Here is a 19783-nt window from a genome sequence, read left to right as displayed (position 1 = left end):
GCGCGGTGGCGGGCTGACACCGACGGGACGACGCTAGTGCGCATGGCGGACGGAGGCTGTCCTAGTTGGGCGTCCCGGGGAGAGGAGGGCGATCTATACGCTCGTCATAGACAAGCGTTTAAGACGCTCGTATAGTCGGCGGTGCCGGTCGACGCGTGCACCACGACCGCACGGCGCCCGTACGACGCGCGCCGCAGTCCGCCCAGGAGCAGCACTCCCGAAGGGAACCCCGTCATGCCCGGTACCGCCCCCGCCCGCCCCATCTCGGTACTGATCTCCGGGGCGAGCATCGCCGGCCCCGCGCTCGCCTACTGGCTGCACCGCCACGGCTTCGCGGTGACCGTCGTCGAGCGCGCCCCCGCCCTGCGCACCGGCGGCTACAAGGTCGACATCCGCGGCGCGGCGGTCGACGTCGCCGAACGGATGGGGATCCTGCCGGCCGTGCAACGCGCCGGTACGGACATGCGGACCGGCGCGTACGTCGACGAGGGCGGCAGGCGGATCGCCACGCTCCCCGCGGACATCTTCGGCGCCCGGATCGGCCGCGACGACGAGATCATGCGCGGCGAGCTGGCCCGCATCCTGTACGAGCGGACCCGGGAGGACGTCGAGTACGTCTTCGGCGACTCGATCGCCTCGCTCACCCCGGTCGGGCGGGACGGGAGCGGAGGCGGCGCACCGGGGGTCGAGGTCACCTTCGAGCGCGCCGCTCCCCGCCGCTTCGACCTCGTCGTCGGCGCCGACGGCCTGCACTCGACCGTCCGGCGGCTGGCCTTCGGCCCGGAGGAGCAGTTCGTACGGCACCTCGGGGCGTACGTCTCGGCCTTCTCCATGCCGAACGAACTCGGCCTGGACCGCGAGGAGTTGTACCACGCCGTGCCCGGCAGGCTGATCTGCGCCTACAGCTCGGCCGGGGACCCGGCGGCCAAGGGCCTGCTGTGCTTCCGTTCGCCGCGGCTGACCTACGACCACCGGGACAGGGAGGCCCAACTGGCCCTGCTGGCGGACGCGTTCGACGGCGTCGGCTGGCAGACCCCGCGCATGCTGCGCGCCGCCCGGGAGGCGGGCGACTTCTACTTCGACGGGCTGCAGCTGGTCGAGATGGACCGCTGGTCCCGGGGGCGCGTGGTGCTGCTCGGCGACGCCGCGCACTGCGCCTCCCCGGCGTCGGGCCAGGGCACCGGGATGGCGCTGGTCGGCGCCTACGTCCTGGCCGGTGAACTCGCGGCGGCCGGCGGCGCGCCGGAGACGGCCTTCGCGCGCTACGAGCGGGAGATGCGCGGCTACGTCGAGGTCAATCACGCGCTGGCGCGGAAGTTCGCGCGGGAGATGACGGCGGACTCGCGGTGGCAGATCCGCCTGCGGCACCTGATGGTGCGGATGCTGCCGCACCTGCCCTGGAAGAACCTCGTCGCCAGGAAGATCGCCGAGGACGTGCAGCGGGGCGCCCGCGCGATCACGCTCAAGGACTACCCGCGGCCGGATTCGGTGACGGGGCGTGCGGAGGGGGCGGGGCGCTCAGAGGTGGCGGGTCGCGCGGAGGTGGCGGGGCCGGGCACCGGCCGGGTGCCGGGCGTCCCGCACCCCCCGTACGCTGCCTGACATGAGCGAGCACCCCGCGCCCCCGCACCCGCCGGCCGGCGGTCCCGACGGCGCCGCGCCGGAGCCCGGCGCCGAGGCCGACCCCGCCGCCCGCGCCTTCCGTGACCTGCTGCGCGGCCTGCGGGTCTGGGATCACGACCTGCCGTCGTTCGACCCGGCGGCGGCCCCGGACGAGCCGCTGCCGCTGTTCCGGCAGTGGCTGCGGGAGGCCGCCGAGGCCGGCCAGCCGGAGCCGCAGACCATGACCCTCGCCACCGCCGACGCGGCCGGGGACCCGAACGTACGGACCGTGATGCTGCACGACGCCGATGAGCGCGGCTGGCACTTCGCCACCCACCGCGGCAGCCGCAAGGGCCGCGAACTGGCCGTACGGCCGCGGGCGGCGCTCGGGTTCTACTGGCCGGCGGTCGGCCGCCAGGTGCGGGTCCGGGGGCCGGTGGCCGAGGCGGGCCCCACGGAGAGCGCGGCCGATCTGCACCGCCGTTCCCCCGGGGCGCTGGCCGCGGCACTCGTCGGCCGGCAGAGCGAGGTGCTCGGCTCCGTCGAGGAGCTGGCCCGCGCCTCGGACGCGGCCTGGGAGCGCGCCCGGCAGGAACCGGACGCGCCCGTGCCGAGCTGGACGCTGTACGTGCTGCGGCCCGAGGAGGTGGAGTTCTTCCAGGGGGACGCCCGGCGCCGCCACGTCCGCCTCGACTACCGCCGGGAGGACGGGCGGTGGACGCGGGACCTGCTGTGGCCGTGAACCACCGGGGGCCCCGCCAGGCGTCCGGTCACGGCCGCCCGGCGGGCGTTCACAACTGCTGGTACATGATGTGCAACCCCACATAGCCCTTGGTGGGGTGCCGGAAGCCCTCGGGGAGCGTCGTCATGATCGTGAAGCCCAGGGACTCCCAGAGGGCCACGGCGCCGGTGTTGGTCTCCACGACGGCGTTGAACTGCATCGCCCGGTAGCCCTCGGCGCGGGCCCAGGCCAGGACGTGTTCGCCCAGGGCCCGACCGACTCCGCGGCCCCCTCGGCGTGGATCGACCATGAAGCTGGCACTGGCGATGTGCGCGGCGCCGCCCATGTGGTTGGGGTTCATCTTGGCCGTGCCCAGCACCGTTCCGGACTCGTCGACGGCGACGACCGTACGGCCGGGCGGTGCGAGCAGCCACATCTCGCGGCCGGTCGTCTCGTCGAGGTCACGGGGGTAGGTGTAGGTCTCCCCGGCCGCCACGATCTCGTGGAAGAAGGGCCAGATGGCGGGCCAGTCGGCCGCGGTCGCCTCGCGAATCAGCACCTCTCCAGCATGCCGCCGGCCCACGACGGGCCGCCACCGGGTTTTCCCACCGGGCCGCCACCGGAGGCCCGGCGCCGCGGGCCGGGCCCGGAGCCCGCGGCACGGGTCGGCGCCGGAGCCTGCGCCGCGGGTCGGGCGGCCGGTCCTCAGGCGGGACCGAAGACGGGGACGGCGTACCCCGGGCCGTCCGCTCCGTCACCGTCCCGCCGGCCGTCACCGTCCCGCCGCCCGTCGCCGTCCCGCCGGAACCGCACCGTCAGCGGCATCCCGATCCGCAGTGCGTCCGCCGGGCAGTCGATGATCTCGGTCATCATCCGGGGCCCCTCGGCGAGCTCGACCACCGCCGCGACGTACGGCACCCGCGCACCGAACGGCGGGAGGTCGTTGCGGTGCACGACGGACCAGGTGTAGAGGGTGGCGCGGCCGGTGGCCTGCTCCCAGACGACGTCCTCGCTCCAGCAGGACGGGCAGAACTCGCGCGGGTAGTGGTGGACCGCCCCGCACCCGGCGGCCCGGCAGCGGCGCAGCAGCAGCCTCCCCTCGGCCGCCGCGTCCCAGTACGGCCGGGTGAAGGCGTCCACCTCCGGCACGTCGAACCGCGGTGCCCCGGCCCCGCTCCCGCCGTCGGCCCTCTTCCCGGTACCGGCCGTCACCGGATCACCCCCACCGCCACGCCGGCCGACCTCGTCCGCCGACTCACCTGCCAGGGGTACTGACGGTACGTCAGATCCAGTCGGACGGGAACGGGGCGCGGGAGGGGTGGCGACCCGGGGTGGGGTGGGGGACGCCGCCCGGAGGGTGCGGACGGGCAGGCGGGGTCGACCTCCGAACCTTTCCCGTGCCGGACCATTCCTGACGAGTCGTCAGTTCAAGTAAACTGACAATGCGTCAGCTAGCGCACAGTGCAGCGTGCAGGTAATGAGAGCCGTCACACAGGAGCGGGCGTTTGCGATGCTTGGATCGACTCACGGCACCCTCACCACGCACTCCCGGCCGGCCCGCGTCGTGGCCTGCGGGGAGCAACCACCACACACCGTCCACGGCATGAGCGCACCGCTGCGCGACGGCGACGACCAGGGCGCCGGAGCCCCGGTCGACCGGGACGTCAGCGGCCGCCCGCTGCACGCCCCGGTGCCCGACCTGGACCGGTTCTTCCGGCCCGGCTCGGTGGCCGTGATCGGCGCCTCGGACACCGAAGGCCGGCCCCACACCGGTATCACCCGCCAGCTGATCGCCTGGGCGGAGCGGGTCGGCGCGCGGCTGTACCCGGTCAACCCGGGGCGCGCCCAAGTCTTCGGGCTGCCCTGCCACGCCACCGTCGCCGAGCTGCCCGAGCCCGTCGACCTCGCCGCGATACTGGTCGCCGACCCACTGCCGGTCGTCGAGGAACTCGCCGCGGCCGAGGTGAAGTTCGCGGTGGCCTTCGCCTCCGGCTTCGCCGAGACCGGCGCGGACGGGGCGGCCGCCCAGGCCCGGCTGGCCGAGGCGGTCCAGCGCTCCGGTCTGCGGCTGCTGGGCCCCAACACCAACCTCAACGCCTTCGAGACCTTCCGCGAGGACCTCGACGGGCCGGCCATCGCCCTGATCACCCAGTCGGGCCACCAGGGCCGGCCGCTCTTCACCCTGCAGGAACTGGGCATCCGCCTCTCCCACTGGGCCCCCACCGGCAACGAGGCCGATCTGGAGACCGCCGACTTCCTCTCCTACTTCGCCACCCGCCCCGAGGTCGGCGCCGTCGCCGCGTATGTGGAAGGGCTCAAGGACGGCCGCAGCTTCCTGCTCGCCGCCGACCGCGCGGCCCGCCACAAGGTGCCGGTCGTCGCCGTGAAGGTCGGCCGCACCGAGACCGGAGCCCGGACGGCCGCCTCGCACACCGGCAAGCTCACCGGCGCGGACGAGGTCGTCGACGCCGCGATGCGGCAGTTCGGCGTGATCCGGGTGGACGGGCTCGACGAGCTGCAGGACACCGCGGCGCTGCTGGCCCGCGCCAGGAAGCCGGTCGCGGAGGGCGTCGCGGTCTGTTCGATCTCCGGCGGCACCGGCGCGCACTTCGCCGACCTGGCGACCGCGGCGGGGCTGCGGCTGCCCACCCTCGACGACGCCAAGCAGGCCGAACTGCACCAGTGGATACCGGACTACCTCAACGTCGCCAACCCGGTCGACAACGGCGGTCACCCGGTCGGCGACCGGCGCGGCCGCAAGATCATCGACGCGATCCTGGCCGACCCGTCCATCGGCGTCCTGATCTGCCCGATCACCGGCCCGTTCCCGCCGATGAGCGACAAGCTCGCCCAGGACCTGGTGGACGCGGCGGAGCAGACCGACAAGCTGGTGTGCGTGATCTGGGGCTCGCCGGTCGGCACGGAGGACGCCTACCGCCGCACCCTGCTCGGCTCCTCGCGGGTGGCCACCTTCCGCACCTTCGCCAACTGCATCACGGCCGTCCGCGCCTTCCTCGACCACCACCGCTTCACCGCCGACTACCGCTCGCCCTTCGACGACGCGCCCCGCACGGCGTCGCCCTCCGCACGCAAGGCGCAGGCGCTGATGCGACCGGGCCGGCAGCTCAGCGAACACGCGGCGAAGCAGCTGCTGCGCGCCTACGGCATCCGCGTCCCGCGCGAACAGCTGGTGACCAGCGCGGCCGCGGCCGTACGGGCGGCGAGCCTGGTCGGCTATCCCGTCGTCATGAAGGCGTCCGGGCCGCAGCTGGCGCACAAGACCGAACTGGGCCTGGTCAAGGTCGGTCTGACCTCCGCCAGCCAGATCAGGGACGCCTACCGCGAACTCACCGACATCGCCCGCTACGAGGACGTCCCGCTGGACGGCGTCCTGGTCTGCCAGATGATCGAGCGGGGCGTCGAGATGGTCGTCGGCGTCACCCACGACAGTCTCTTCGGGCCGACCGTGACCGTCGGCCTCGGCGGGGTCCTCGTCGAGGTCCTGCGGGACGTCGCGGTGGGCGTACCGCCCTTCGGGGAGGACCGGGCCCGCGCGATGCTGGCCGAACTGCGCGGCCGCGCCCTGCTGGACGGCGTGCGGGGCGCGCCACCCGCGGACGTCGACGCGCTCGTCGAGGTCGTGCTGCGCGTCCAGCGGATGGCGCTGGAACTGGACGGCGACCTCGCCGAGTTGGACATCAATCCGCTGGTGGTGCTGGAGCGCGGCCAGGGCGCGGTGGCCCTCGACGCGCTCGCCGTCTGCCACTGACCGCGTCCGGACCCCGCGCGCCCGCGCGCCGCCCGCCCGCACCCCCTGGAGCCGCTCCCCCATGACGTCCTCCCCGTCCCCCGGCGCCGTCCCCCCGGCCGGGCCCGGCGACGCCGCCGCGCCCGTCGATTCCTTGATACTGCACAGCACTGACAACGGCGTCTCGTGGCTCACCCTCAACCGGCCGGAGGCGCTCAACGCCCTCACCGGGGACCAGCGTGAACGCCTCATCGACCGGCTCGCCGACGCCTCGGCCGACCCGGACGTACGCGCCGTCGTCCTGACCGCGACCGGCAAGGGCTTCTGCGCCGGCGCCGACCTGCGCGGTGCGCCGCCGGCCGGCGAGCGGGTCGCCGGCGACGTCGCCCGGCTGATCCGGCTCGGCGCCCAGCGGCTCGTCGCGGCGGTGCAGGACTGCGAGAAGCCGGTGATCGCCGCGGTCAACGGCACCGCCGCCGGGCTCGGCGCCCATCTCGCGCTCGCCTGCGACCTGGTGCTGGCCGCCGCGTCGGCGCGCTTCATCGAGGTGTTCGTCCGCCGCGGCCTGGTCCCGGACGGCGGCGGCGCCTATCTGCTGCCCCGGCTGATCGGCCCGCAACGCGCCAAGGAGCTGATGTTCTTCGGGGACGCGGTACCGGCCGCGGAGGCCGAGCGGCTGGGACTGGTCAACCGGGTGGTCCCGGACGACGCGTTGACCGCCACCGCCCGGGAGTGGGCAGAGCGGCTGGCGGCCGGCCCCACCCGTGCGCTGACCCTGACGAAGCAGCTGGTCAACGCCTCGTTGGAGAGTGACCGGGCGACGGCCTTCGCCGCCGAGGCCACCGCTCAGGAGATCAACATGGCTACGGCGGACGCGCGGGAAGGGGTGGCCTCCTTCGTGGAGCGCCGCGACCCGACGTACCGCGGCCGGTGACCGCCGGCCCACCCGACCCACCCGGCCCACCGGCCTACCGGCCCACCGATCCGCCGGTCCGCCGGCCCCGGCCACCCGCGGCTACTTGTGTCCCTCTGGACACACCGGCACCTCATGGGTGTTGCGCGTCCGCACCCCCGGCAGCCATCCCTCCACCCCCTGCCCGGTGGTGACCAGGTACCAGCGGGTGGAGGTGAGGCCCGCCTCGTCGCGGACCAGCCGGCCGTCGGTGACCACGCAGCGCGCGGTCAGCACGTCGCCGTGCCAGACCCGGCCGGCGGAGTTGCCGCGCGCGGCGTACGGGGCGTGCGGGTCCTTGGCCAGCCGCAGGGCGCACTCCAGCAACCGGCGGCCGCGGCAGGCCGATTCGCTGTTGTGCACCGTGAGGCGCACGGTCGGTGGCGGCCCCGCCGGCCGCACGTGGACGGGCCCGGGCCGCACCAGCCACCACACGCCCAGGGCCACCGCCGCCACCGCCGCCGCGACCCCCAGGACCAGGGCGTACGGCCGTCGACGGGGCCGCGCGACCGCGGGCTCCGGTGCGCCGTCGCTCTCCCGGATCCGGTCCCACAGGCCCGGCGGGGCCTCGATCTGTTCGTCCGCGCGCCGCAGTCGGGCGCGCAGCAGCGCCTCGGCGTCGTCCCCGGAGCCGCCCGGGCCGCCGCCCGGGACCGGACCGCCGCCACCCGCACCGCCCGCGTCGCCGTCGTACCGTGCTCCCACGCCCACCGCGCCGCTCACCTCCCGGCCTGCCCGTGTTCCGATTCAACGAGGTGGGCGCGCAGCCTGTCCAGCGCACGGGCCCGGTGCCGGGCGGCGGTGCCGCGGTGCACCTTCATGATCTTCGCGGCCTGGTCGATGGTGTAGCCGTCCAGGTCGACGAGGATGACGATGCCGGCCTGCCGGTGCGACAACCGCCCCAGCAGACGCACCACTTCGATCTCGGCGTGCCGCCGCTCCACCCCGCCGTCCCAGCCGCCGGGCCCCGCCGCCCCCGGCTCACCGCCCTCCGCCAGCCCGTCCATCGGGTCCACCAGGACCTGCCGCCGCTCCTTGCGCCAGGCGTCGCGGGCGGCGTTGAGCACCGCGGTGAAGGCGTAGGCGTACGGCTCCGGGTGGGCGAGGAAGCGCTGCGGGCGGGCGGCGAGTCTGAGGTACGCCTCGTGCACCACGTCCTCCGCCGACTGCCGCGAACCGGCCAGCATCACCGCTCTTCGGTAGAGCCGGGGCAGCAGCCCGCAGAAGACCTCGTCGAAGGTGGGTGACGCGGCGGACGACGCTGAGGGCGGTGTCACATCGGCCATGTACCGGAACTCCCCCTTGCTCGGCTACGGACGCGGCCGAGGCGACCGCTACCCCTGCGGACGACACGCAAGCGGGAATCCGCCCTCTCAATTTCTCCCGGGGACCGACCGGAATCCCGGCGGTCGGCGGGCAAACCACGCGTCCGGGTGGCCGCCACCTCCACCGCCTTCACATCTGACGCTCCATCAGATTCAATGAGAACATGATGGGACACGCTGGAATGGCGGCCACGGCCGTGCGGTACCTGCGCTCCGTCGGCGCGCCGACCTCGGCCGCGGCACCGGCCGCCCCCGCCGCGCCCCGCCCGCGCCCCGCCCTGCGCGCCGTGCGCGAGGACGAGCGCGCCCCGCTGGACGCGGCCGAATTCCGCTCCGTCCTCGGGCACTTCGCCAGCGGCGTCACGATCGTCACGGCCCCCGGGGAGCCCGGCCCGGCCGGCTTCGCCTGCCAGTCCTTCACCTCGCTGTCCCTCGACCCGCCGCTGGTGGCGTTCATGGTGACGCGCACGTCGACGACCTGGCCGCGGATCGCCCGCGCCGGCGTCTTCTGCGTCAACGTCCTCGGCGCGGGCCACGGCGCGCTGTGCCGTGCGTTCGCGGTCAGCGGCGCCGACAAGTTCGCCGGCGTCCGCCACGCCCCGGCCCCGGCGACCGGCTCGCCGCGCCTGGCGGACGTCCCGGCCTGGATCGACTGCACGATCCAGGCCGTGCACACCGGCGGCGACCACCTGATCGTGGTCGGCCGGGTCGACGCCCTCGGCACGGATCCGGGCGCCGCCGCGGCCGGCCCGCTGCTCTTCCACCGGGGCGCGTTCGGGCGGTTCAGCCCGTGAGCGCCACCGCCCGCACCCCGCCCCGCCGCTCGCGGATGACCAGCGCCATCAGCGCCGCCAGGGCGCACAGTGCCCCCGCGGCGTACCAGACCGGGTTGTACGAGCCGAACGCGTCGCGCGCCAGGCCCCCCAGGAAGGCGATCAGCGCGGCGCCCACCTGGTGCGCGGCCAGCACCCAGCCGAAGACGATCGCGCCGTCCTCGCCGTAGTGCTCGCGGCACAGGGCGAGGGTCGGCGGTACGGTCGCCACCCAGTCCAGTCCGTAGAAGACGATGAAGAAGACCATCGGCGGGTGGACGGTGTCGGCCAGCAGCAGCGGCAGGAACATCAGGGACAGGCCGCGCAGCCCGTAGTAGACGGCGAGCAGCCGACGGGCGCTGAAGCGGTCGGTGAACCAGCCGGAGGCGACGGTTCCGGCGATGTCGAAGACACCGATCACCGCGAGCAGGGACGCGGCCGCCGTCATCGGCATGCCGTGGTCGTGCGCCGCCGGCACGAAGTGCGTCTTGACCAGGCCGTTCGTCGTCGCACCGCAGATCGCGAAGGTGCCCGCCAGCAGCCAGAAGGGGCCCGTGCCGGCCGCCGAGACGAGCGCCCGCACCGCGCGCCGGGCGGCCCCGCGCTGCGGCGGCGGTTTGGGGACGAACTCCGCCGCCCCGTACGGCGCGAGGCCCACGTCCGCCGGGTGGTCGCGCAGCAGCAGCCACACCAGGGGCACGACGGCGAGCGCGGCCAGCGCGACGGTCACCGCGGCCGGCCGCCAGCCGTACCGCTCGACGACCACGGACAGGGCCGGCAGGAAGATCAACTGGCCGGAGGCGCCGGCCGCGGTGAGGATGCCGGTGACCAGCCCGCGCCGCGCGGCGAACCACCGGCCGGTGACCGTCGCGGCGAAGGCCAGCGCCATCGAACCGCTGCCCAGCCCCACCAGCACGCCCCAGTACAGGACGAGTTGCCGGCTCGACGTCATGAAGCAGGTCAGGCCGGCGCCGGCCGCGATCACCGTCAGCGCGACCGCGACCACCCGCCGGATGCCGAACCGGTCCATCAGGGCCGCGGCGAACGGCGCCGTCAGGCCGTACAGCGCCAGGTTCACCGAGACCGCGAAGCCGATCGTGCCGCGCGACCAGTGGAACTCGGCGTGCAGCGGCTCGATCAGCAGACCGGGCAGGGAGGCGAAGCCGGCCGCGCCGATGAGGGTGAGGAAGGTGACGGCGGCGACGGACCAGGCGCGGTGCGGCCGCCGGCGACGGGGCGGGGCCGCCGGGTCCGGTACCTGTGCGCGGGACGGCAGTTCGGAGGGGGTGAGGGTCACCAGGCCACCTTCGCCCGGCGCCCCCACCCACCACGAGTGGCCGGAAGGCCAGGGTTCCTCAGGATCGGGCCACTAGAACGTCAGCACCGCCCGCGCCACCCGCCCGTGGTGCGCGTCGTCCGCCGCCTCGGCGAAGTCCTCCACCGGGTACGTCCGGGTCACCAGTTCGTCCAGCAGCAGCCGCCCCTCGCGGTACAGCCGGGCGTACAGCGCGATGTCCCGCTGCGGCCGCGACGAGCCGTACCGGCACCCCAGGATCGACTTGTCCAGATACATCGACGACACCGGGAACGACGCCTCCGCACCGGCCGGCGGCACCCCGAGCAGCACCGCCTGGCCGTGCCGGTCCAGCAGATCGACCGCCTGCCGGATCAGCCGGGTGCTGCCCACGCACTCGAAGGCGTGGTCGGCACCGGTGGGCAGGATCTCCTTCACCGCCTTGACGCCGTCCGCCACCGCCGACGCGTCCACGAAGTGCGTCGCCCCGAACTGCCGGGCCATCGCCTCCTTCGCCGGGTTGGCGTCCACCGCCACGATCGTCGACGCCCCGGCGATCCGCGCGCCCTGGAGCACATTGAGCCCGATGCCACCGGCCCCGATGACCACGACCGACTCACCGCGGTCCACCCGCGCGCGGTTCAGTACCGCCCCCACCCCGGTGAGCACCGCACACCCGATCAGCGCGGCCGAGGTCAGCGGGATGTCCTTGCCGATCTTCACCGCCTGCACCGCCTTGACGACCGTACGCTCCGCGAACGCCGAGTTCGAGGCGAAGTTGAACAGCTCGGCCGCGCCCCGCCGGAACGGCTTCCCCGGCATCCCGATCGCCGTGCGGCACATCGTCGGCCGCCCCCGGTCGCACTCCGCGCACGCCCCGCAGTTGGCCAGCGTCGACAGCGCGACGTGATCGCCGGGCACCACGTGCCCGACGCCGGCGCCCACGGCTTCGACCACCCCCGCCCCCTCGTGTCCCAGCACCACCGGCACCGGGAACGGAATCGTCCCGTCGACCACCGACAGATCGCTGTGGCACAGTCCGGCCGCCCGGATGCCGACCAGCACCTCGCCCGGCCCCGGCTCCCGCACCTCCAGGTCGTCCACGACCCGGGGCCGCTCACCGTCGAACATGACGCCTTTCATCACCGCTCCACTCTGGGCAGGCCGAGCACACGCTCGGCGATGATGGTGCGCTGGATCTCGTCCGAGCCGCCGTACAGCGTGTCGGCCCGGCTGAACAGGAACAGCCGCTGCGCCGCGTCCAGTTCGTACGGCGCCCCGGCGGTCCAGTCGAGGGGCCCGAGCGCGGCCTCGGCGCCCCGCACCCGCACCGCCAGTTCCCCGAGCCGCTGGTGCCAGCCGCCCCACAGCAGCTTCGCCACGCTCGGCGCGCCCGCGTCCCCGGCCGCGCCCAGGGTCCGCAGGGCGTTCCACCGCATGACCCGCAACTCGGCCCACTGCCTGACGAGTCGGTCGCGCAGCACCGGGTCGCCGAGCGCGCCACCGCGCACCGCCGCGGCGACCACCTCGGCCAGCTCGGCCGCGAACCCGATCTGCTGGACCAGCGTCGAGACCCCCCGCTCCAGCGCCAGCAGCCCCATCGCCACCCGCCAGCCGGCCCCCTCCCCGCCCACCACGTGCCCGGCCCGCGCCACCGCCCCGTCGAAGAACACCTCGTTGAACTCGGCCGTCCCCGACATCTGCCGGATCGGCCGTACCTCGATCCGTCCCGGCTGGTCCATCGGCACCAGCAGGAACGACAGCCCGCGGTGCCGCCGCTCGTCCGGGTCCGTCCGCGCGAGCACGAAGCACCAGTCGGCCTCCCCGGCCAGCGAGGTCCAGATCTTCTGCCCGCTGATCCGGTAGCCGGCCCCGTCCCGGACCGCCACCGTCCGCAGCCCCGCCAGGTCCGATCCCGCGTCCGGCTCGCTGTAGCCCTGGCACCACAGCTCCTCGCCCCGCGCGACGGCCGGCAGGAACCGCCGCCGCTGCGCCTCGTCGCCGTACGCGAGCAGCGTCGGCGCCAGCAGGTTCTCCCCGATGTGCCCGACCCGTCCGGGCGCCCTGGCCCGGGCGTACTCCTCGGCCCACACCACCTGCTGCGTCAGGCTCGCCGCACGGTTGCCGTACGCGCCGTGCGCGCGGTCCCACCCGAGCCCGATCCAGCCACCGGCCCCGAGCTCCCGCTCCCACGCCCGGCGCGCCGCGGCCCCCTCGTGCTCACTTCCCGGGCCGCCCCGACCCGCCAACTCCGCGTAGGGGCCCACGAGATGCCCCGCCAGCCACTCCCGGGCCGCCGCCCGGAATTCCTCGTCCGCACTGCCGAACGCAAAGTCCACAACGCCCTCCCGGCCCGCACGAAGGCCCTAGCGCTTCGCCGCCTCCGCCATCGCCGCCAGCTGCGCCAGCATCGGCATCGGGTCGACGCCCACGGAGCCCGGCACCACCTCGGCCACCCGCTCCGGGGTCCACCCGCCCTCGCCGGCGTACACGGAGCGCAGCTCCGTCGGCTGGGCCCACACCGCGATCTTCGGTCCGGCCACCGTGTAGACCTGCCCGGTGACGTCGCGGGCCCGCTCGCTGAGCAGGTAGACCACGAACGCCGCCACGTCCTCCGGCTCGCCGATCTCCTTGAGTTCCATCGGCACCTTCGCCGACATCCGGGTCCGGGCGACGGGCGCCACCGCGTTGGCGGTCACCCCGTACTTGTGCAGGCCCAGCGCGGCGCTGCGCACCAGCGAGATGATCCCGCCCTTCGCGGACGCGTAGTTGGCCTGCGACACCGACCCCTGGTGGTTGCCGCTGGTGAAGCCCACCAGCGTCCCGGAGCCCTGGCGCCGCATGACCGAGGCCGCGGCCCGGAACACCGTGAAGGTGCCCTTGAGGTGGGTGGCGACCACCGGGTCCCACTCCTCCTCGGACATGTTGAAGAGCATCCGCTCGCGCAGGATCCCGGCCACACACACCACGCCGTCGATCCGCCCGTACTGCGCCAGCGCGGTGTCCACGATCCGCTGCCCGCCGGCCATCGTGGAGACGTCGTCGGCGACCGCGGTGGCGACCCCGCCCGCCGCCTCGATCTCCTTCACCACCGCGTCGGCGATCCCGCTGCTCGGTTCGGCGCCGTCGAGGGCGACTCCGTAGTCGTTGACCACGACCTTCGCCCCGTCGCGGGCGCAGGCCAGCGCCACCGCCCGCCCGATGCCGCGCCCGGCCCCCGTGACGGCGACCACCTTGCCGGCCAGGAAGTTCCCCATGCCGCGCCCCTTCCACCAGTTTCTGACGGACCGTTAGATTTTTGAGCAGACACCGCGCGAACACAAGAGCCCGAACCGGACCGACCCGCCCCGAGGAGGCCGTCATGCCCCTGCCGCAGGAGTTCCACGACATCGCCGCACGCGTGAACAACTGGGGGCGCTGGGGGGCGGACGACGAGATCGGCACCCTCAACCTGATCACCGACGAGGTGGTGCGCGCGGCGGCCGCGACCGTCCGCAGCGGCCGCCGCGTCCCCCTCGCCCTCCCCCTGCGGCAGGACGGCGTGCAGACCGGGATGATCCCCGGCCGGGTCAATCCGCTGCACACCATGACCGCCGTCAACCAGGAGATCTTCGGCCCCGGCACGGTCGCGACCTCGGACGACGCGGTCACCATGGGCCTGCAGGCGGCCACCCACTGGGACGGCCTCGCCCATGTCTCGCACTCCGGGCGGCTCTACAACGACCGCCCGGCCGACACGATCACCGCGCACGCCGGCGCCACCGTCCTCGGCATCGAGAAGGCCACCCCGATCACCTCGCGCGGCGTCCTGCTGGACGTGGCCCGCGCGCACGGCACCGACCTGCTGCCCGGCGGGCACGCCGTCACGCCGGAGGACCTGGACGCCGCCGAGGAGCTGGCCGGGACGACGGTGCGGTCCGGCGACATCGTCCTCGTACGGACCGGGCAGCTGCGGCACTACCTCGCCGGTGACCGGCAGGCGTACGCGTTCCCCTCCCCCGGGCTGTCGCTGCGCACCCCGGAGTGGTTCCACGCCCGCGACGTGGCGGCGGTCGCCAACGACACCCTGACCTTCGAGATCTTCCCGCCGGAGGTCGAGGGCCTGTGGATGCCGGTGCACGCGCTCCACCTCGTGGAGATGGGCATGCTCCAGGGCCAGAACTGGAATCTGGAGGGGCTGGCGGCGGCCTGCGCGGAGGAGGGCCGCTACAGCTTCTTCCTGTCCGCGATGGCGGAGCCGTTCGTCGGCGGCTCCGGCACACCGGTCGCGCCGGTGGCCGTGCTCTGAGGGCACCCGGCGGGCCAGGTGGCGGTGCGCTCGTGCGCGCCCCGAGCACGGCACCGCGCGCCGCCACCTCCCCGGCCACCGCCGGGGGCCCAACCAGGCCGCGATCCACACTCGTCGAGGTCAGGACCGGGTTCGCACCCGATTCCCCCCACATCCTCGGCGTCCCCTCACGGCGAATCGCTCCACCCAAGAGTGATCAACTGAGCACGCCACGTCAACACCTGGTCTGGACTAATTTCGTGACATCCGCTGCACCATTGGGTGTTATGCCCGAATTGTCAGGGTGTGAGGGAGCTCAGCTGTCCGCGCTCGGCACCCGCCGCCATCAACAGCGGCCGCCCGCGGTCCACCTCGCACCAGATCCGCTTGCCGGCGCCCTCCGGGTGCCAGCCCCAGCGGTCCGCCAGTCCGTCGACCAGCTCCAGGCCGCGGCCGTTGGTGTCGTCCCCGTCGGCATGCCGCGGGCGCGGCGGGCGGGCGCTGGCGTCCACCACCTCCACGCGGACCGTCCCCACGACGGCACCGGTCCCGGAGAAACACATCCGCAGCTCGGCCGCCGCGCCGGTGTGCACCACGGCGTTGGTGACGAGCTCGGAGATCAGCAGGATCAGAGTCTCGGCAAGCGGCTCGTCGGGCCCTATGCCGGATCCCACGAGCCGCGACCGGGCCCATCGCCGGGCCCGCCCCACTTCCGCGGGATCGGGTCGTACGTCCAACTGCACCTGAAGCACCTGCACCGCTCACACCATCCGAACCGGCGGAAACATCGCCTCGCGCCTCCACGAGGTCACGGTGCGTGACCCCGGCGAAGCACAGCATGGTTGACGTTCAGTCACCCCAACAAGCGCTTCGGGCATATTCCAGCGCAAGGGAGTATGCGTGCTGCATACTGTGCGACGCACTTTGCGGGGAGTCGAACATGGGGGGCTGTCGGGCTCTGGCCCAAGGCGGGCGGCGCGCAGTCCGTACCCCGGAGCCGTCGCAAGGACGACGCCGGGTTCGTTGCGCCACAGAACCACTCGCACCCAACGGAGCGTACCCGAGCGGAGCGCCGACTCCCCCCTGTGACGAGTCACGCCTAGGACACAACCCGATATCGACACTCCGTGACCACTTCTGTGTGGCGAGTCCGACATTTCGCACACGGGTTGCCTGAGTCTGACATCGCCGGTCATCGCCCACCGCCCCACGGCCCCGAAGCGCCCCTTGTCAGTCGATCAGGTCCGCGGCCAGCGCTTCTTCCGCCTCGGCCGCGACACCCCAGCGCGCGGCCCGCAGCCAGGCCCGCTTGAGATGCAGATGCACCTCGGCCTCCCAGGTGAAGCCCATCCCGCCGTGGACCTGCAGACAGTCCCGCGCATTGCGCACCGCGGCCTCGTCGGCGAGCAGCTTCGCCCCCGTCACATCGAGGGCACCCTCCGTGACCGCTGCCGCATACACCGCACTTCTGGCCATTTCCGCACGTACCAGCATCTGGGCGCACAGATGCTTGACCGCCTGGAAGGAGCCGATGGGCACACCGAACTGAGTGCGCTCCCGGGCATGGCCGACCGCCGCCTCGACCGTCCGGACCGCGCTGCCCACCTGCTGCGCCGCGGTCAGCAGCGCGGCCTCGCGACGCAGCCGGGAGGGATCGGGGCCGCCGAGGGGCGCGCCGCGCGGGAAGTCCGTGACGCGGGCGAGCGGGGTGAGCGGGTCGACGGAGGCGAACGGGGTCCATGCCACCCGGTCCGGCGCGCTCCGGTACACCCCCTCCGCGCGCCCGGGTGCGTCCCGGGCATCCCGGCCGCCCCCCTCCACCAAGATCAACTCGTCGCAGTCGGCCGGGTGTTCCCACAGGACCTCCTCCGCCGAGCCTTCGCACAGTCCGGCGGTCCGCTCGCCGGCCGCCACCCCGTCGACCACCCCGGCCAGCAGTTCGCACGCCACCAGCGGCCCGGGCAGCAGTGCCCGGCCGGCCTCCTCGAAGACCAGCACCGCCTCCGGCAGCCCGAGCCCCACCCCGCCGGCCTCCTCGGGCAGGCGCAGCGCGAAGAACCCGGCCGCGCCCAGCTCCCGCCACAGCGCACGGTCCAGGGCCGGTTCGTCGACCGCCGCCCGCAGCCGGTCCCGGCCGAACCGACCGTCCAGCAGCTTCCGCGTCCCGTCCCGCAACGCCCGCTGTTCTTCGGTGAGTTGGAAGCGCACCGGCCGCTCACCGCCCTTTCGGCAGGCCGAGGATCCGCTCGGCGACGATGTTCTGCTGGATCTGCGAGGTGCCGGCGGCGATGGTGTACGACAGCGAGGAGAGCCGGTCCGCGACCCACTCGTGCCCGGCGTCCAGCGCGCCGGCGCCCAGCACCTCCGCCGCCGCGTCGTACAGCTCCTGGCGGGCGTGCGAGTAGCGCAGCTTGAACACCGAGCCGCCGGCCCCGGGGACGCCGCCACTCCCGCCCGGGGCGGTCGACGCCCCGCGGCCGGCGGCGGCCGCCGCGGCCTCGCTGACGTTCCACTGGATCAGCCGCCACAGCGCCGCGAAGTCCGCGTTCAGCCGGCCGAGTCTGCGGCGCAGCACGGCATCGTCCCAGCGGCCGTTGGCGCGGGCGGCGCGGGCCAGCGCGCCGAGCACCCGCCGGCAGGCCACCACCTCGCCGACGAAGGCGGTGCCGCGCTCGAAGGAGAGCGTCACCATCGTCACCCGCCAGCCGTCGTTCTCCGCCCCGACGCGGTTGCCGGCCGGCACCCGCACCTCGTCGAGGAACACCTCGGCGAACTCGGCCGTCCCGGCCAGCGTCCGCAGCGGGCGGACGGTGACGCCGGGGGCGTCCATCGGCAGCGCGAGCCAGGTGAGGCCCCGGTGCCGCGGCGCGTCCGGGTCGGTCCGCACCAGCAGCTCGCACCAGTCGGCGACCTCGGCGTGCGAGGTCCAGATCTTGGCGCCGGTCACCACGTAGTCGTCGCCGTCGCGCACCGCCCGGGTCCGCAGCGACGCCAGGTCCGAGCCGGCGTCCGGTTCGCTGAAGCCCTGGCACCACACCTCGTCACCGCGCAGGACCGGCGGCAGCCAGCGCTGCCGCTGCGCCGGGGTGCCCTCCACCGCGATCGTCGGCCCCGCGTGCAGCAGCCCGACGAAGTTCGCCCCCACATAGGGGGCCCCGGCCCGCTCGGTCTCCTCCAGGAAGATCAGCCGGATGGTCGGGGCGGCGTCCCAGTGCACGTCCGCGTACCCGGCGTCGTACAGCATCCGCTGCCAGGCGGTGTCGTACGCGCGCCGGGCCGGCCAGTCGCGCGGGTCGGGCCGGGCGGGCAGCGTCGGCAGCACCGAGGCGAGCCAGTCCCGCAGCCGCGCCCGGAAGGCCCGCTCCTCCTCGGTGTACGCGAGGTCCATCCCGCCGCCCCCTCACCGCTATTTCTGATGCTCCGTCAGATTCAGGCTAGCCGCCGCACCATGGACCGACAAGGCGTACCGCCCTACCCTCGTACACATACCTGACGTAGCGTCAGATCGGTGTGACGGAGGCCGGTATGGACCGCGGAACGCTGTGGGGCCTGGTGGCCGGGCGCGCCGCCCGCAGCCCGGACGTGACCGCGCTCATCCAGGCGGGCGCCACGGCCGCGGACGACCGCCGGCTCACCTTCGGCGCGCTGCGCACCCGCGCCGAACGCGTCGCCGCCGGGCTGTACGGACTCGGCGTACGCCCCGGCAGCCGGGTCGTCTGGCAGCTGCCCACCCGCATCGAGACCGTGCTGCTCAGCCTGGCACTGGCCCGCCTCGGCGCCGTACAGAGCCCGCTGGTGCCCGCCTACCGCGACCACGAGACCGCGCACGTCCTGCGCCGCACCGCGGCGGACCTCTTCGTCGTGCCCGGCACCTGGCGCGGCTTCGACCACGCCGCCATGGCGCGCCGGCTCGCCGCCCGGCTGCCCCGCCCGCCCGCCGTGCTGACCGCGTACCGCACCCTGCCCGACGGCGACCCGGCCGTCCTGCCGCCACCGCCCGCGGAGGGCGAGGCGGTCCGCTGGATCTACTGGACCTCGGGCAGCACCGCGGACCCCAAGGGCGTCCTGCACTGCGACCGTGCGCTGCTGACCGCCGGCACGGACCTGGGGCGGGCGCTGCGCCTGACCCCGTCCGACGTCGGCTCGATGGCCTTCCCCTACGCCCACGTCGCCGGGCCCGACTACACCGTGATGCTGCTGCGGCACGGCATCCCGGCCGTCCTCTTCGAGCACTTCGCGCTCCCGGCCGCGCTGGGCGCCTACCGCCGGCACGGCGTCACCGTCGCCGGCGGGTCCACGGCCTTCTACGCCCTCTTCCTCGCCGAACAGCGCAAGCAGCCGGGCCGCCGGCTGCTGCCCGCCCTCCGCCTGCTGGCGGGCGGCGGCGCGCCCAAGCCGCCCGACCTGTACGACGACGTGGTGCGCGAGCTGGGCTGCGCGCTCACCCACGGGTACGCGCTGACCGAGGCCCCCATGGTCACCATGGGCGATCCGCGGGACAGCCACGAGCACCTCGCCACCCGGGACGGGCGGCCGCCGGCGGGGATGGAGATCCGGATCGCCGACGGCGGCGAGATACGACTGCGCGGGCCCGCCGTCTGCCGCGGTTACCTGGGCGAACCCGCCCCCTTCGACGCGGACGGCTTCCTGCCCACCGGCGACCTCGGGCACCTCACCCCTTCCGGCCACCTCGTGGTCACCGGCCGCCTCAAGGACATCATCATCCGCAAGGGCGAGAACATCTCCGCCCAGGAGATCGAGGAACTGCTCCACCGGCACCCGGACATCGCCGAGGCCGCGGTCATCGGCCTGCCGGACGCCGCACGCGGCGAGCGGGTCTGCGCGGTCGTCGAACAACCGCCGGGCGCCGCGGAGTTGACGCTCGACGCGATCACCGCGCACCTGCTCGCCCAGGGCCTGGCCCGGCACAAGCTCCCCGAGCGGCTGGAGGTGCTGGCCGCCCTGCCGCGCGGGGCGACCCTGGGCAAGGTGCGCAAACCGGAGCTGCGGGAGCGGTTCGGGGGCGGCGCCGCACGGGTGTAGGACGACCACTGCCCCACCC

18 protein-coding genes are annotated in these 19783 nt (G+C 74.4%); 7 read left to right on the top strand and 11 right to left on the bottom strand.

Going from position 1 to position 19783, the window contains the following annotated elements; translation table 11 throughout:
• Positions 1-234 precede the first annotated feature (234 nt).
• Both SL103_RS02660 and SL103_RS02655 read left to right on the top strand, forming a co-directional pair.
• Positions 235-1602, top strand: coding sequence for an FAD-dependent monooxygenase (locus SL103_RS02660; protein ID WP_079145527.1), 1368 nt, complete (start codon positions 235-237; stop codon positions 1600-1602).
• A gap of 1 nt (position 1603) precedes the next feature.
• Complete coding sequence (locus SL103_RS02655; protein ID WP_069567126.1) at positions 1604-2344, top strand: pyridoxine/pyridoxamine 5'-phosphate oxidase; 741 nt, start codon at positions 1604-1606, stop codon at positions 2342-2344.
• A 49-nt stretch (positions 2345-2393) separates the two neighbouring features.
• Here SL103_RS02655 and SL103_RS02650 read toward each other — a convergent pair whose 3' ends face one another.
• Positions 2394-2882 carry a GNAT family N-acetyltransferase gene (locus SL103_RS02650; RefSeq protein WP_069567125.1) on the bottom strand — a complete coding sequence of 163 codons (489 nt, stop codon included), beginning with the start codon at positions 2880-2882 and terminating at the stop codon, positions 2394-2396.
• Positions 2883-3028: 146 nt separating this feature from the next.
• Entirely contained in the window at positions 3029-3535 is a 507-nt protein-coding gene (locus SL103_RS02645; protein ID WP_069567124.1) for a Zn-ribbon domain-containing OB-fold protein, read from the bottom strand.
• 298 nt (positions 3536-3833) lie between these two features.
• Between SL103_RS02645 and SL103_RS02640 the strand changes: the two genes are divergently transcribed.
• Both SL103_RS02640 and SL103_RS02635 read left to right on the top strand, forming a co-directional pair.
• Positions 3834-6092, top strand: coding sequence for an acetate--CoA ligase family protein (locus tag SL103_RS02640; protein WP_069567123.1), 2259 nt, complete (start codon positions 3834-3836; stop codon positions 6090-6092).
• 61 nt (positions 6093-6153) lie between these two features.
• Positions 6154-7005 (top strand): enoyl-CoA hydratase/isomerase family protein, encoded by an 852-nt coding sequence (locus tag SL103_RS02635; protein ID WP_069567122.1) that lies wholly within the window; start codon positions 6154-6156, stop codon positions 7003-7005.
• An 81-nt stretch (positions 7006-7086) separates the two neighbouring features.
• Here the strand turns inward: SL103_RS02635 and SL103_RS02630 are convergent, their stop codons facing one another.
• Together SL103_RS02630 and SL103_RS02625 are read right to left on the bottom strand one after the other, a co-directional pair.
• Positions 7087-7734: a hypothetical protein gene (locus SL103_RS02630; RefSeq protein WP_244303822.1), complete on the bottom strand. Its 648-nt coding sequence runs from the start codon at positions 7732-7734 to the stop codon at positions 7087-7089.
• A gap of 8 nt (positions 7735-7742) precedes the next feature.
• Positions 7743-8309: an RNA polymerase sigma factor gene (locus SL103_RS02625; RefSeq protein ID WP_079145525.1), complete on the bottom strand. Its 567-nt coding sequence runs from the start codon at positions 8307-8309 to the stop codon at positions 7743-7745.
• Positions 8310-8512: 203 nt separating this feature from the next.
• Between SL103_RS02625 and SL103_RS02620 the strand changes: the two genes are divergently transcribed.
• The gene (locus tag SL103_RS02620) at positions 8513-9142 is read left to right on the top strand and encodes a flavin reductase family protein (RefSeq protein ID WP_244303821.1); all 630 of its coding nucleotides are present in this window, start codon (positions 8513-8515) and stop codon (positions 9140-9142) included.
• Here SL103_RS02620 and SL103_RS02615 read toward each other — a convergent pair.
• From SL103_RS02615 to SL103_RS02600, 4 genes are all read right to left on the bottom strand, one after another.
• The gene (locus SL103_RS02615; protein WP_069567119.1) at positions 9132-10457 is read right to left on the bottom strand and encodes an MFS transporter; all 1326 of its coding nucleotides are present in this window, start codon (positions 10455-10457) and stop codon (positions 9132-9134) included. The genes SL103_RS02620 and SL103_RS02615 overlap by 11 nt on opposite strands.
• 72 nt (positions 10458-10529) lie before the next feature.
• On the bottom strand, positions 10530-11597 hold the full coding sequence (locus SL103_RS02610; protein ID WP_069567118.1) for a Zn-dependent alcohol dehydrogenase: 1068 nt from the start codon (positions 11595-11597) through the stop codon (positions 10530-10532).
• Positions 11597-12793 (bottom strand): acyl-CoA dehydrogenase family protein, encoded by a 1197-nt coding sequence (locus SL103_RS02605; protein WP_069567117.1) that lies wholly within the window; start codon positions 12791-12793, stop codon positions 11597-11599. Before SL103_RS02605 ends, SL103_RS02610 begins: the two co-directional genes overlap by 1 nt.
• Positions 12794-12820: 27 nt before the next feature.
• On the bottom strand, positions 12821-13711 hold the full coding sequence (locus SL103_RS02600; protein ID WP_069567116.1) for an SDR family oxidoreductase: 891 nt from the start codon (positions 13709-13711) through the stop codon (positions 12821-12823).
• Between the two features lie 104 nt (positions 13712-13815).
• Here SL103_RS02600 and SL103_RS02595 point away from each other — a divergent pair, with 104 nt between their 5' ends.
• Positions 13816-14742: a cyclase family protein gene (locus SL103_RS02595; RefSeq protein ID WP_069567115.1), complete on the top strand. Its 927-nt coding sequence runs from the start codon at positions 13816-13818 to the stop codon at positions 14740-14742.
• Positions 14743-15020: 278 nt separating this feature from the next.
• On the opposite strand, the gene SL103_RS02590 is transcribed toward SL103_RS02595, so the two are convergent.
• From SL103_RS02590 to SL103_RS02580, 3 genes are all read right to left on the bottom strand, one after another.
• Complete coding sequence (locus tag SL103_RS02590) at positions 15021-15479, bottom strand: ATP-binding protein (RefSeq protein WP_069567114.1); 459 nt, start codon at positions 15477-15479, stop codon at positions 15021-15023.
• Positions 15480-15951: 472 nt separating this feature from the next.
• Positions 15952-16929, bottom strand: coding sequence for an acyl-CoA dehydrogenase family protein (locus SL103_RS02585; protein WP_069567113.1), 978 nt, complete (start codon positions 16927-16929; stop codon positions 15952-15954).
• A 7-nt stretch (positions 16930-16936) separates the two neighbouring features.
• Positions 16937-18109 (bottom strand): acyl-CoA dehydrogenase family protein, encoded by a 1173-nt coding sequence (locus SL103_RS02580; RefSeq protein ID WP_069567112.1) that lies wholly within the window; start codon positions 18107-18109, stop codon positions 16937-16939.
• A gap of 137 nt (positions 18110-18246) precedes the next feature.
• Here SL103_RS02580 and SL103_RS02575 point away from each other — a divergent pair, with 137 nt between their 5' ends.
• The gene (locus SL103_RS02575) at positions 18247-19764 is read left to right on the top strand and encodes a class I adenylate-forming enzyme family protein (RefSeq protein WP_069567111.1); all 1518 of its coding nucleotides are present in this window, start codon (positions 18247-18249) and stop codon (positions 19762-19764) included.
• The last annotated feature ends 19 nt before the right edge of the window (positions 19765-19783 follow it).

The organism is Streptomyces lydicus, from assembly GCF_001729485.1.
In the GTDB taxonomy this organism is placed as follows: Bacteria; Actinomycetota; Actinomycetes; order Streptomycetales; family Streptomycetaceae; genus Streptomyces; species Streptomyces lydicus_D.
Note: the sequence above shows the minus strand (reverse complement) of the source record. Positions and strands in the feature narration are given on the sequence as shown.